This window comes from Streptomyces sp. NPDC040589, from assembly GCF_055594445.1.
Genome location: NZ_JBVIWP010000016.1, coordinates 58,158 through 70,393, shown reverse-complemented (window position 1 = coordinate 70,393; position 12,236 = coordinate 58,158). Strand labels below are relative to the sequence as shown.

Here is a 12,236-nt window from a genome sequence, read left to right as displayed (position 1 = left end):
GGCGGGCACCATGATGCACGGCCGGGCGCGGTCGCGAGGGTGCGCCCGAGCCGGCCTTCGAGCGGAGGAACGAGATGGGATCGGCGATGGGCGAGCGGGATCACCGCCGGCAGAGATGGGCGGCCAGAGGAGCGCTGGCCGCGGTCGCGCTGGCGGCGTTGCTGCCTCTCGTCTCCGGCGGCCTGAAAGGACTGCTGCTGCTTCTGGCCGGCCTGGTGGGACTCGCCCTGACCGCGGCGGCGCTCTGGTGGGTCCTGTCCCGCCGCGGAGCGGCACGCATGGCGGCGGCCGTGCTGGCCGTCGTCGCCCCCGTCGGCGTCATCGTCCTCTTCGCGGCCGCGAATCTGCTCTGGGTGGTCTTCGCCTCGCTGCTGCTGTGGTGTCTCGCGGTCTGGAGCGGCCGCTACGCCCTGCGCAGCACGGGCCTGCGGCCGGTACGGGTCAAGGAGTACCGCACACCGCCGCCGCAGCGCCCCTTCCTCCTGCTCAACCCGCGTTCCGGCGGCGGCAAGGTCGAGAAGTTCTCCCTGAAGGAGAAGGCCGAGGAGCTGGGCGCCCAGGTCGTCCTGCTCGACCCGGACCACCACCAGGACGTCACTGCCCTGGCCAAGGCCGCCGTGGCCGACGGAGCCGACCTCCTGGGCGTCGCGGGCGGCGACGGTACGCAGGCGATGGTCGCCGCCGTCGCGGCGGAACACGGCCTCCCGTTCCTCGTCATCTCGGCCGGCACGCGCAACCACTTCGCCATGGACCTGGGCCTGGACCGGGACGACCCGTCCACCTGCCTCGACGCCCTCACGGACGGGGTCGAACTCCGTGTCGACCTCGGCTTCGCCGACGACCGCCCCTTCGTCAACAACGCGTCGTTCGGCGTCTACGGGGCCGTCGTCCAGAGCCCCGGCTATCGCGACGACAAGGTGGGCGCCGCGCTGGAGCGGCTGCCCGAGCTGCTCACCCGGCAGAGCGGCCCGCGTCTGACGGCCAGCGCCGACGGCACCACCATCGCCGACCCGCAGGCCGTCCTGGTCAGCAACAACGCCTACCGCATGGACGACCCGTTCGGCTTCGGCCGGCGCGAGCGGCTCAACTCCGGGAAGCTGGGCGTGCTCGCCGTCCGCGTGGACAGCGCCGTGGAAGCGGCCGAACTCCTGCTGTCCCCGCGCCCGGAGGGCCTCACCGTCCTCACCGCCCAGCACGTCGTCGTCGACGCCGACGAACCGCATCTCGAAGTCGGCCTCGACGGCGAGGCGCTCACCCTGCCCGCCCCCGTCCACTGCCGCATCGCACGCCGGGCCCTGCGAGTCCGGGTGCCCCGCAACCGCCCCGGAGTCCCCGAGGCGCCGCCGCGCCTGGACTGGCGCCGGCTCCGCAAACTGGCGGCCGCGGTCGGCCGTACCGCCGCGCCCACGCGTTCCCGGCGCCCCTGAGCCTGTATGTGCGAGGTCCCCCATGCCTGAAGCGGCATGGGGGACCTCGCGCGTGTGCTCGAGCGGGCTACGCGCCCTTCGGCCCCGCCTGCTGCACGACCTCGAAGGACCACAGGGTGGAGTCGCTCGCGGCGGGCTTGGGCCGCTCGCCGCCCTCGCCGCCGCCCTGGTGCGCGGCCTTCATCGGCCCCTCCATCCAGGCCTGGAACGACGCCTCGTCACGCCACCGCGTGTAGACGAGGTAGGTGTCGGTGCCCTCCACCGGGCGGAGGAGCTCGAACCACTCGAACCCGTCGGAGCTCTCCACGGTGTGCGCGCGGGAGGCGAACCGCTTCTCCAGCGTCTCCCGCTGCTCGGCGGGCACGGTCAGCACATTGATCTTGACTACGCTCATGGCCCCATCTTGCCCGATGGCACGTCCGCGCCGACCCGGGGCCTGCACCCCCGGATGTTTTGAACGCGTTCAAATATCGGCTAGGGTCGATCCCATACGTCGAGGGGGAGACCTTCATGAAGATCGTGATACCCGGCGGGACCGGACAGGTCGGCACGGTCCTCAAGCGCGCGCTGAGCGCCGCCGGACATGACGTCGTGGTGCTGAGCAGGCGCCCCGCACGCCCGGGCGAAGTGCACTGGGACGGTGCGACCCCGGGACCGTGGACGGAGGAGATCGACGGCAGTGACGTCGTCGTCAACCTGGCCGGCCGGAGCGTCAGCTGCCGCTACACCCCGGCCAACCTCCGCGACATGATGGACTCGCGGGTCGACTCCGCCCGGGTCGTGGGCGAGGCCATCGCCAAAGCCGCCCGGCCGCCCCGGGTCTGGCTCCAGATGAGCACCGCGACCGTCTACGCCCACCGCTTCGACGCGCCCAACGACGAGGCCACCGGCGTGATCGGCGGCGCCGAACCCGGCACCCCCGGCTACTGGGCCTACAGCGTCGGCATCGCCAAGGCCTGGGAGCGGGAGCAGGAGGCGGCCGACACGCCGGACACCAGGAAGGTGGCCCTGCGCGCCGCCATGGTGATGAGCCCGGACCGCGGCGGTGTCTTCGACGTCCTGCTGCGACTCGCCCGGCTCGGCCTCGGCGGCCCGGTCGCCGGCGGCGCACAGTACGTGTCCTGGATCCACGACCAGGACTTCGTCCGGGCGGTGGAGTTCCTCGTCGCCCGGGACGACATCGCGGGCCCGGTCAATCTCGCCGCTCCCGCACCCTTGCCGCAGCGCGCCTTCATGCGTGTCCTGCGTACCGCCTGGGGGATGCCGGTGGGTCTGCCCGCGACGCGCTGGATGGCCGAGGCCGGCGCCTTCGTGCTGCGTTCGGACACCGAACTGCTGCTGAAGAGCCGACGCGTCGTCCCCGGCCGGTTGCTCGAAGCGGGCTTCGGTTTCGACCACCCCGGCTGGCCGGAGGCCGCGGACGACCTCGTGCGGCGGCTGCGCGGCCGGGGCGATCAGTGAGGGTGAGCCGACGTCAGCTCTGCCCCTTGCCCTGCTCGAGGGCCTGTCCGGTCATGTCGGTGACCTGTCCGGCCGGGGGTGCGTCCGCCTCCACCTCGGTTCCGAAGTCGGTGAACTCCATGAGGGTGCGCACCTTGACCTTCTGCGGCGAGGACGAGGCGTCGGTGGAGGAGCGTTCCGTCGACGTCGGCGCGGCCTGAAGGGTCATGTCGAACTGCTGGCGCCGCATACGGCCCTGTTCGTCGAGCCACACGTCCATCGGCAGGGTCGGACCGACCTGCTGCCGCAAGGTGTCGCCGTTGGGCAGCTTGGCGACGTCGACGGAGACGCGGTAGCGCGTGGTCTCGACCCCGTCGATGGTGGCCGTGCCCTTCTTGGTCACGTCCTTGTCGGTGATCCCTTTGGCGTACGCGGCGGACTGCGCCGGGTCGCTCATGGACTGGTCGCCGCCGCCCTGCCGCCCGGCGACCTTCCCCAGGTCGATCTTGATCCAGGGCTTCTTGCCCGGCGCCTGCCCCTTGGGCATCTTCTGGTACAGCACCTGATCGACCACGCGCTGCTCGATCCGCTGCCCCTGCACCGTGACCGTCATGACGCTGTCGCCGTCGTCCAGGTCCACGGCGCCCTGTCCGTTCGCGGTCGCCGAGTCGCTCTGGGCCGAGGTCCGCACCTGCAGCTTCACCCGGGCGGTGTCCTCCTCGGCCGTCCTGTCGTAGGCCGAGCGCACCGCCTGGGTGCCCTGCTCCTGTGTGCCGCCCTTGCCGGAGGAACCCCTCGCACCGTCGCCCGTGCCGCCGTCGTCGCCGCAGCCGGTCAGCACCGTTCCCGCCAAGACACCGGCGACGCCTAAGACACAGACCTTCCTGCCGTTCCCTGCCCTGCTCATCGAACCAGCTCCTCTCAGGTGTGGTGCGACCCAAGTGCCCATACCGGGCATGAACACACGTGCCCGCACGAGGAGTTGGTTTCCGGGATGATCGTGATGCGGCCGGTGCGGGCGCCCGTCTCCGGTCAGTGGCGGCCGCGGAGCTTGCCCAGCAGGCGCTGGGCCTGGGCCCGCTTGCGGGGGTCGGCCGCGGCCCGCCGGGCCTGCTCGACGGCCCGCCGCCCCTGCGGGCTCCGGGCGAACTGCTTGATGCGATCCAGGATGTTGGCCATGAGGCACCTTCGGTCGTGTTCTGACGTGCTTGTTGTCTGTAGCCCGCCTACCCCTTCGACGAGGTGCTCAGCCCTCACCCGGCCGGATGGTGCGCGACCGAACGTGTTTGCCGACGGAGTCAGAGGCAAGTCGGTGTCCATGACTGAACAGAACAAGCGCACGAATCAGAAGCCGACCACCATCCGGACGACGGAGTCCAAGGCGCGCAGCGCGGCGGACAAGGCGACCGCGCCGACGTCCCAGGCCGCGAAGCGTGCGGCGGCCAAGGCCGATGACGCGGGGTCAGCGGTCAAGGCCGGCGCCGAGCGCTCCGCCGAGGCCACGACGGCGGCCATGCAGACCGCGGCCAAGGGCGTCGAGGCCGGCCGCCAGGCGGTCGTCACGGCCTCGGGCCATGTCGCGGCCACGGCCAAGACGGCCTGGACGGTCATCGCCCACCGCAAGCTCGTCGCCGCGGGCGTCGGAGCCGGCCTGACCGCCCTGAGCGCCGCGTCGTACGCGGTGGGACGCCGCGCGGAACGCGGCGCGCACGGCCCCGTCACCCGGTTCACCGGCGGACGGATCTGACCACGGCAAGGGCGTTCGACGTGACGGCCACGAGGAGGGCAGGCGGCGCGGCGCGCATCACCGGACGTCCCGGTGGTCCGCGGCGCCGCCTCCTTGTGGTCTCCGCCGCGCCTCGGCACCCGAAGGCACCGCCTCCGCGTGCTCCATGGCACCTCCCGCCGTCCGAGGTGCCTGCTTCTCGTGGCTTGGCGCACATCCGGCCCTCGTAGTGGTGTCCCCCTCGCGCGGCACCGCCGTGACGAGGAAGGATGAGACCGCAAGCGAAGGATCAACCCATGCGGAGGAGCGGGCCCATGCAGCACGAGCGAGCGGGCAATCCGGCCGGTTTCGAGGATCTCGTCGATGTGGCCCGGCTGGTGACCGCGTACTACGCGCTCCACCCCGACCTGGACGACCCGGGGCAGCGCGTCACGTTCGGGACGTCCGGACACCGCGGATCGTCCCTGGCGAGCGCGTTCAACGACGACCACATCGCCGCCACCAGCCAGGCCATCTGCGAGTACCGAGCCGGCCAGGGCATCGACGGCCCCCTCTTCCTGGGCGCCGACACCCACGCCCTGTCGGAGCCCGCGCGCGTCACAGCCCTGGAGGTGTTCGCCGCCAACGAGGTGACGGTGCTGATCGACGACGCGGACGGCTACACGCCGACCCCGGCCGTCTCGCACGCCATCCTCGCCCACAACCGCGGCCGCACCACGGGGCTCGCGGACGGTGTCGTGGTCACGCCCTCCCACAACCCGCCCGCCGACGGAGGGTTCAAGTACAACCCGCCCAGCGGCGGCCCCGCCGCCTCCGACGCCACCTCCTGGATCCAGGACCGGGCCAACGAGATCATCCGGGGCGGCCTGAAGGGCGTACGGCGCGTCCCCTACGCCCGGGCCCTCGCCGCCCCCACCACCGGCCGCTACGACTTCCTGGGCACCTATGTCGCAGACCTGCCCGGCGTGCTCGACCTGGACGCGATCCGGGCGGCCGGGGTGCGGATCGGGGCGGACCCGCTGGGCGGGGCGTCCGTCGCCTACTGGGGCCGCATCGCCGAACAGCACGGCATCGACCTCACCGTGGTCAACCCGCACACCGACCCCACCTGGCGGTTCATGACGCTGGACTGGGACGGCAAGATCCGCATGGACTGCTCGTCGCCGTACGCGATGGCCTCGCTCATCGAGCAGCGCGACCGCTTCCAGATCTCCACCGGCAACGACGCCGACGCCGACCGGCACGGCATCGTCACCCCGGACGCGGGCCTGATGAACCCCAACCACTACCTGGCCGTCGCCATCTCCTACCTGTTCGCCCACCGCGACCGCTGGCCGGCCGCCACCGGCATCGGCAAGACCCTGGTGTCCTCCGCCATGATCGACCGTGTCGCCGCCGACCTGGGCCGCGAACTGGTCGAGGTGCCCGTCGGGTTCAAGTGGTTCGTGGACGGACTGGCCGGCGGCACCATCGGCTTCGGCGGGGAGGAGTCGGCCGGGGCCTCCTTCCTGCGCCGGGACGGCTCCGTGTGGACCACCGACAAGGACGGCATCATCCTGGCGCTGCTCGCCTCCGAGATCACGGCGGTCACCGGCAGGACCCCGTCGGAGCACTACGCCACGCTGGCCGCCCGCTTCGGCGAGCCCGCCTACGCCCGCATCGACGCGCCGGCGTCCCGCGAGGAGAAGGCCCTCCTCGGCAAACTCTCCCCGGCCCAGGTCAGCGCGGACACCCTGGCCGGAGACGCGGTCACCGCCGTCCTCACCGAGGCCCCGGGCAACGGCGCCCCCATCGGCGGCATCAAGGTGACCACGGACAACGCCTGGTTCGCGGCCCGCCCCTCGGGCACCGAGGACGTCTACAAGATCTACGCCGAGTCCTTCCTCGGCCCCGACCACCTCGGCCGGGTCCAGGAGGAGGCCAAGAGCGTGGTGCTGGCCGCGCTGAAGGGCTGAGCGCCGGCGGGACCGCACACGGCCCGGGCCACGTCGTCGTGACCCGGGCCGTTCGGGCTGCCGGCTCGTCCTGGCGGACCGCGATACAGGACACTGGGTGCAGATCCGATCCGGGAAGGACCGTCACGTGATCATCTTTGGCACCAAGGGGTACCTCTACCAGCTGGCGATACTGACGCTGGTCTGCGGGCAGTGCGGCAATCCCGCCGCGCACACGCTCAGGAAGCGCGTCACGAAGTTCACGCTGTTCTTCGTGCCGCTGTTCCCGATCTCGACGAAGTACCTGACGCAGTGCACCTTCTGCGGCGCGGAACAGAAGGTGACCAAGGAGCAGGCGGAGCAGCTGCAGACCCAGAGCGCGGGCGGCCAGGGCGGTCAGCCGTACGGGCAGCCGGAGCAGCAGCAACACCGCTTCTAGGGACCCGCATCCCGGCCGGTGGGCGCATCCGGTACCGCCTACGGCGATCAGCTCACCGGTCGCCCGCGGGCCGCCGTACCCTCCTGTGCCCGGCGCCGCCGCTCATGGCGCAGCGCCAAAGCCGTCGCGACCGCGCCCGCTCCCTCCTACAGGCCCACACCGACGAAGACACCCGGCGCCCTCCCACCCAGCGCGGCGACGGTGAAGACCGTGCACGTGAGCAGCCGGAACGGCACGGTTCACCGGAAGAAGGCCCGCCAGTCGGCCAGTGCCGCCAGCACGTAGTACACGCCCATGTTGAGCGCCGCCTTGGACGACGCCGTCATGAACGCGGGCGTGAGGTCCCCGGCGGCGCGCTCACCCGGAGCGGCGAGACCGAGCAGCGACAACTGCGCGGCCGGCGAGACCAGACCCACCGCCCCGAGGGCGGCGGCGAGCATGCCGAAGACGGCCATGGTCCAGCCCGGGGCGGAGCGGGGAAGGCGCACGCCGGGATCGTACTCACGTTCGATCGACGGCCGGGCCGGTTCCGTTCCCTTCCGGGCCGGCGCTGATCCGTGTGGCAACCGGAAGATCTCGGGTACCCGTCCGCCGCGGGCCCGGACCGGTGATGCGGGCCGATGGGCCTCCCGCAGTCGACCAGCGAGAACGGAGGCATACAGAGATGAGCACCATCAAGGAAACCGTGGAAGTCGACGTTCCCGTCCACACCGCCTACAACCAGTGGACGCAGTTCGAGGAGTTCCCGAAGTTCATGGAGGGCGTCGAGGAGGTCAGGCAACTGGACGACCGCCACAACCACTGGACCACCAAGATCAGCGGAGTGCGGCGCGAGTTCGACACCGAGATCGTCGACCAGCTGGCCGACGAGCGCGTCACGTGGCGCACGACCAGCGGCGACGTCAATCAGAGGGGCTCTGTCCGCTTCGAGCGTGTCGACGACACCCATACCAGGGTCGAGCTGGTGATGGACATCGAGCCCAGCGGAGCCGCGGAGAAGGCGGCGGACATGACGGGCACGATCGACCGTCGGGTCAAGGGCGACATGAAGCGCTTCAAGCAGTACATCGAGGAGCGCGGAGCCGAGTCCGGCGCTTGGCGCGGACGCATCCAGCCCGGCGGCACCGGCCCCGCCCTCTGACATTCACCCTCCGCCCGGACCCGGCCTCCACCGTGGAGGCCGGGTCCTTCTTCGCCCGCGCGGCGGAGAAGAGGTGATGATTCGGCCATCGTTATGACATGCACCTGTCCATATCGGCCTCCTGGTGGCACGCTGCCCTCTGACTGCCCGCAGTGACACCCCTGCCTGACCGGGCGGACGGTTCCCCGCCGCCCGGCCCCCGCAGCAGAAGGAGACCGCGTGATAGGCAGACCCCGCAGCCTTCGCTCGTCCGGCGGCACCACCCGCGTTCGCCACACCGTCCTCGGCACACTCGCCGGCGTCGCCGCACTCCTGGCGACCGGTGTCACCGCCGCTCCTGCGGGCGCCGCGCCCGACCCGGGAGTCATGACACCCTCGGCGCAGGAAAGCGCCCTCGACTTCTGGACCCCGCAGCGGATGCGCGCGGCCACCCCGCTCGACGTCCTGTCCGTCGACCGCTCCGACGTACGGGCATCCGCACCACGCAAGGGCAAGACGACCGTCGTGGCACCCAGCGCACCCGGCTCCGACGTGGGACCCCTGGCGATCCCGCACGGCGGCGGCCCCTGGTCCGGCGGGGGAGCGGTGGCCAAGACCGCGGGGCGGGTGTTCTTCACCTACCAGGGACGGACCGCCTCCTGCTCCGGCAACGCCGTCACCAGCGCCAACAAGAGCACCGTGATCACCGCGGGGCACTGCGTGAAGATGCAGGGAGCCTGGCACACCAACTGGGTGTTCGTGCCCGGCTACCACGACGGACAGCGCCCGTACGGCACCTGGGCCGCGTCCAAGACCCTGTCCACGCCGCAGTGGACGGCCAGTGAGGACATCAACTACGACATCGGCGCCGCCGTAGTGGCCCCGCTGGACGGGAAGCAGCTGACCGACGTCGTCGGCGGCCAGGGGCTGGCCTTCAACACCGGCTACAACAAGCCCATGTACTCCTTCGGCTTCCCGGCCGCCGCTCCGTACGACGGCGAGAAGTTCATCTACTGCAGCGGAACCACCTTCCGGGACTTCCTGCTCTCCAGCGATCACGGTCTGACCTGCAACATGACCGGAGGCTCCAGCGGAGGCCCGTGGTTCACCCAGTTCGACGAGGCCACCGGGACCGGCCTGCAGTCGTCGGTGAACAGCTTCAAGTACAACTTCCTGCCGAACGCCATGTACGGCCCGTACTTCGGCGCGGACGCGCAGAACCTGTACCAGAGCGCCCAGTCGTCCTGAGCCGTCGCACCAGCCGGGAGCCGGGTCCTCCTCCGCCGAACAGCGGGGGAGGACCCGGCTCCCGTGCGCCGTCCGGTCCGCAGGGGACGGTTCGCCGACGCGTCGGGTCAGCCCCGGGCCACCGCGATGGCCCCCGCGAGCCGCCCTCCCGCCTCGTAGATCATGTACGGAACGCCGCCGTCGGTGCCGAAGGAAGGCGCCGCGGCACGCCCGTTCTCCGGCGCCGCGCCGCGCGAGTTGTAGAAGACGCCGAGGTGGTGGCGCTTGCTGAAGTCGTTGCCGACCTCGGTGATCATGATGTCGCCGCCGCTGGACTTGTCCTTGTTGTAGACGACGTAGGTGCTGTTGTTCCGGTGCAGCAGATGCGGACCGCCGACGTTGACGGCACCGACGTCGCTGTGCCGGATCAGCGCCTTCTGGTCGTAGGTCCAGGTGCGGCCGTCGGCGGACCAGCCCCAGTGGATGTCACGGTGGTTGGTGGTGTTGTTGAGCATGAAGACCATCACGTAGCGGGCGCCGCGCGAGGGCAGGTCGTGGCGGAAGACCCGGGCGTACGACGTCTCCGTGGTGCCGGCCGGGAGCATGGACTTCGACAGCACGACCTTGTCGTACGTGAAGCGGACCCCGTCGGCCGAGCGGGCGAGGCGGGTCGTGTGGTTCTCCCCGTGGAAGTACAGCCAGAACTCCTTGACGTCCTGGTTCCACAGGACATGAAGGGACGAGACATGGGTGACGGAGTAGTGCCCTGCCCACTGGTTGGAGACGATCGGGTTCGACGGGTACTCCGTGAACGGCCCCTCCAGCGAGTCGCCGTAGGCCAGGCAGATCCCGCCGGGCGCGTCGTGCGGCGCGTAGTAGAGGTAGTAGCGGCCGAGGGGGGAGCTCAGCTTGTCGTAGACGCCCCGTATGCAGGGGAAGATGATCTCGCCGGTGGGGTTGTACGTCAGCTGGGACGCCGTCAGAAGGGTGCGGACGTACTTGTAGTCGGGGAATCCGCCGGGCGCCGCGGCCGCGGGCTGCGCCCCCACGGCCGTCCCGACGGTGAGAGCCGCTCCGGTGGCGGCGCCGGCGCGCAGGAAGAGACGCCGGTCGAAGTGCTGCTCGTGCATGGTGGGCTGGTGTGGCGAGTGATCAACGGCAACGGCTCGGGCCGCATCCTGGTGGCGGCCGGCCTGATCCTCGTCTGGGTCTGCCTGCTGGCCGCCAACCGCGCGGCGCGACGCAGGCGGGAGTGACCTTGTGAGGCCTACCGTGCTGTCCCCGACGTGCCGCGCAGCGTGGTCGTCAGCTCCAGCCGAACCGGCGGTCCACCACCGCGGCGAACTCATCGAGGGTCAGTACCGCGTCCCCGTTCTGGTCGGCCGTGTCGAACAACGCGGAGGAAGCGTCGACGTCCTGCACTCCCCAGTACGGCAGTACGCCCGAGGCGGCCAGGGACGGTCCGTTCGTGCGCAGGGCGACGATCACCTCTTCCCGGGTGAGAACCCCGTCGTGGTCGAGGTCGAGCGCCTCGAACAGCTTGCGGGCCTTGTCGCTCATCGTTGTCCCCGTCGTATGGAGGTCGGGCGGGCAGATGCATCCCGCTCACTAGGGAGGACGCCCTACGCGCCGGCCGGGTTGCCCCCCGGGCAGGAAGCCGGCTCCAGGCGAACGCAGCAGTAGCCGGGAGTCGGGGCCAGGCATGCCTGGAGGGTCTTCGTGCCGAGGCCTTCAAGGGCGCCGCGGAGCAGGCGCAGGTTCATACCGCAGACGGTCTCTGTGTGGTCGCGGGCGAGCGCGTGGAAGGGACAGTTGCCCAGCACGATCGCGTCACCGTCATGGCGGGGCTCGAATCCGTACCGTTCCAGCAGGTCGAACACGCCCGTGTCGCCCTGGCCGGCGAGCTGGGCGCCAAGATCGTGGGCTTTGCGGTGCAAGACGGTACGGACCGGCTCGCCCGTGGCTTCGGATTCCTCCATGGCCTGGGCGAGGAGCCGTCCGGCCAGCTCGTAGTGCCGCTCGGGCAGGCTGACGGAGACCTGCTTGGTGGAGCGCTTGTAGAGCTTGGCCGGCCTGCCCGCTCCTGGACCGGTGCGGCCACTGCGCCGTTCGTAGACGACGTCGAGGAGCGACTCGTCCGCCAGGCGGTCCAGATGGAACGCCGCGGTCTGACGTGCGAGACCGAGGGCGGCGGCGGCTTCGTCGCGGCTGACAGGTTCCGGCTGGCGCACGACGTGCCCGTACAGCCGCATCCGGGTCGGCTCTTCCAGTGCGGCGACCGCGGAAACGTCGGCACGGGGCGCTTGCTGCGGGTGGTCCATGAACACCAGTGTAAAACCCATGGCCCTTGACTAAAGAACGTCGCCCCGTTTCTATCGTTAATGAGAGTCATCGATAGAAGGAGCCGGTCATGTCGTCCCCCACCACAACCACCACGTCCGCCGTCACCCGGCGAGCTGGGTTCACCGCCCCCGGCTACCAGGCCTTCGTCATCCTGCGTACCGGGTTCACCGTGGCGCCGATCCTGTTCGGTCTGGACAAGTTCGCCAACCTGCTCGTGGACTGGCCCACCTACCTCGCACCGTGGATCAACGACGTCGTGCCCGGCAGTGCCCAGGCGGCGATGTACGCCGTCGGTGTCATCGAGATCGTCGCGGGACTCGCCGTCGCCGTCGCCCCGCGCTTCGGAGGCTGGCTGGTGGCCGGATGGCTGGCCGGCATCATCGTCAACCTGCTGACCATCCCCGGCTACTACGACATCGCGCTGCGCGACTTCGGTCTTCTGCTCGGGGCTATCGCCCTGGCCCGGCTCGCCCAGCACTACCACGGCAAGCGGCCATCGTACTGAGGGCACGGGGCTTGGCGACGTCCTTGCTGCCGCTCGGACCGGGGTGTTCGACGGCTGCCTCGTCGGCAACCAGGC

14 protein-coding genes and 1 pseudogene are annotated in these 12,236 nt (G+C 70.8%); 8 read left to right on the top strand and 7 right to left on the bottom strand.

Going from position 1 to position 12,236, the window contains the following annotated elements; genetic code table 11:
- Window positions 1–74: 74 nt before the first annotated feature.
- Entirely contained in the window at window positions 75–1,427 is a 1,353-nt protein-coding gene (locus ACZ58V_RS40185; protein WP_468198085.1) for a diacylglycerol/lipid kinase family protein, read from the top strand.
- A gap of 67 nt (window positions 1,428–1,494) precedes the next feature.
- On the opposite strand, the gene ACZ58V_RS40180 is transcribed toward ACZ58V_RS40185, so the two are convergent.
- On the bottom strand, window positions 1,495–1,821 hold the full coding sequence (locus ACZ58V_RS40180) for an antibiotic biosynthesis monooxygenase family protein (RefSeq protein WP_059416674.1): 327 nt from the start codon (window positions 1,819–1,821) through the stop codon (window positions 1,495–1,497).
- A 116-nt stretch (window positions 1,822–1,937) separates the two neighbouring features.
- On the opposite strand from ACZ58V_RS40180, the gene ACZ58V_RS40175 reads away from it, so the two are divergent.
- Entirely contained in the window at window positions 1,938–2,888 is a 951-nt protein-coding gene (locus ACZ58V_RS40175; RefSeq protein WP_468198082.1) for a DUF1731 domain-containing protein, read from the top strand.
- A 13-nt stretch (window positions 2,889–2,901) separates the two neighbouring features.
- On the opposite strand, the gene ACZ58V_RS40170 is transcribed toward ACZ58V_RS40175, so the two are convergent.
- Both ACZ58V_RS40170 and ACZ58V_RS40165 read right to left on the bottom strand, forming a co-directional pair.
- The gene (locus tag ACZ58V_RS40170) at window positions 2,902–3,774 is read right to left on the bottom strand and encodes an SCO4651 family lipoprotein (protein WP_468198080.1); all 873 of its coding nucleotides are present in this window, start codon (window positions 3,772–3,774) and stop codon (window positions 2,902–2,904) included.
- A 125-nt stretch (window positions 3,775–3,899) separates the two neighbouring features.
- On the bottom strand, window positions 3,900–4,046 hold the full coding sequence (locus ACZ58V_RS40165; RefSeq protein WP_184598895.1) for a hypothetical protein: 147 nt from the start codon (window positions 4,044–4,046) through the stop codon (window positions 3,900–3,902).
- 139 nt (window positions 4,047–4,185) lie between these two features.
- On the opposite strand from ACZ58V_RS40165, the gene ACZ58V_RS40160 reads away from it, so the two are divergent.
- From ACZ58V_RS40160 to ACZ58V_RS40150, 3 genes are all read left to right on the top strand, one after another.
- A complete protein-coding gene (locus tag ACZ58V_RS40160; protein WP_468198078.1) occupies window positions 4,186–4,614 on the top strand; it encodes a hypothetical protein in 429 nt (142 codons plus the stop codon).
- A gap of 293 nt (window positions 4,615–4,907) precedes the next feature.
- Window positions 4,908–6,548, top strand: coding sequence for a phosphoglucomutase (alpha-D-glucose-1,6-bisphosphate-dependent) (gene pgm / locus ACZ58V_RS40155; RefSeq protein WP_468198075.1), 1,641 nt, complete (start codon window positions 4,908–4,910; stop codon window positions 6,546–6,548).
- A 127-nt stretch (window positions 6,549–6,675) separates the two neighbouring features.
- On the top strand, window positions 6,676–6,966 hold the full coding sequence (locus tag ACZ58V_RS40150) for a zinc-ribbon domain-containing protein (RefSeq protein ID WP_468198073.1): 291 nt from the start codon (window positions 6,676–6,678) through the stop codon (window positions 6,964–6,966).
- A 47-nt stretch (window positions 6,967–7,013) separates the two neighbouring features.
- Here the strand turns inward: ACZ58V_RS40150 and ACZ58V_RS40145 are convergent.
- Window positions 7,014–7,421, bottom strand: a pseudogene (locus tag ACZ58V_RS40145) (hypothetical protein).
- Between the two features lie 209 nt (window positions 7,422–7,630).
- Here ACZ58V_RS40145 and ACZ58V_RS40140 point away from each other — a divergent pair.
- Together ACZ58V_RS40140 and ACZ58V_RS40135 are read left to right on the top strand one after the other, a co-directional pair.
- Entirely contained in the window at window positions 7,631–8,107 is a 477-nt protein-coding gene (locus ACZ58V_RS40140) for an SRPBCC family protein (protein WP_468198070.1), read from the top strand.
- A gap of 219 nt (window positions 8,108–8,326) precedes the next feature.
- A complete protein-coding gene (locus ACZ58V_RS40135) occupies window positions 8,327–9,334 on the top strand; it encodes a trypsin-like serine peptidase (protein ID WP_471296235.1) in 1,008 nt (335 codons plus the stop codon).
- Window positions 9,335–9,441: 107 nt separating this feature from the next.
- Here ACZ58V_RS40135 and ACZ58V_RS40130 read toward each other — a convergent pair whose 3' ends face one another.
- From ACZ58V_RS40130 to ACZ58V_RS40120, 3 genes are all read right to left on the bottom strand, one after another.
- On the bottom strand, window positions 9,442–10,443 hold the full coding sequence (locus ACZ58V_RS40130; protein ID WP_471296232.1) for a hypothetical protein: 1,002 nt from the start codon (window positions 10,441–10,443) through the stop codon (window positions 9,442–9,444).
- 175 nt (window positions 10,444–10,618) lie between these two features.
- Window positions 10,619–10,873, bottom strand: a complete 255-nt coding sequence (locus ACZ58V_RS40125) for an EF-hand domain-containing protein (protein WP_189729715.1) — start codon at window positions 10,871–10,873, stop codon at window positions 10,619–10,621.
- A 62-nt stretch (window positions 10,874–10,935) separates the two neighbouring features.
- Complete coding sequence (locus ACZ58V_RS40120; protein WP_471296230.1) at window positions 10,936–11,634, bottom strand: helix-turn-helix transcriptional regulator; 699 nt, start codon at window positions 11,632–11,634, stop codon at window positions 10,936–10,938.
- A gap of 89 nt (window positions 11,635–11,723) precedes the next feature.
- On the opposite strand from ACZ58V_RS40120, the gene ACZ58V_RS40115 reads away from it, so the two are divergent.
- Window positions 11,724–12,161 (top strand): hypothetical protein, encoded by a 438-nt coding sequence (locus ACZ58V_RS40115; protein WP_471296228.1) that lies wholly within the window; start codon window positions 11,724–11,726, stop codon window positions 12,159–12,161.
- Window positions 12,162–12,236 lie beyond the last annotated feature (75 nt).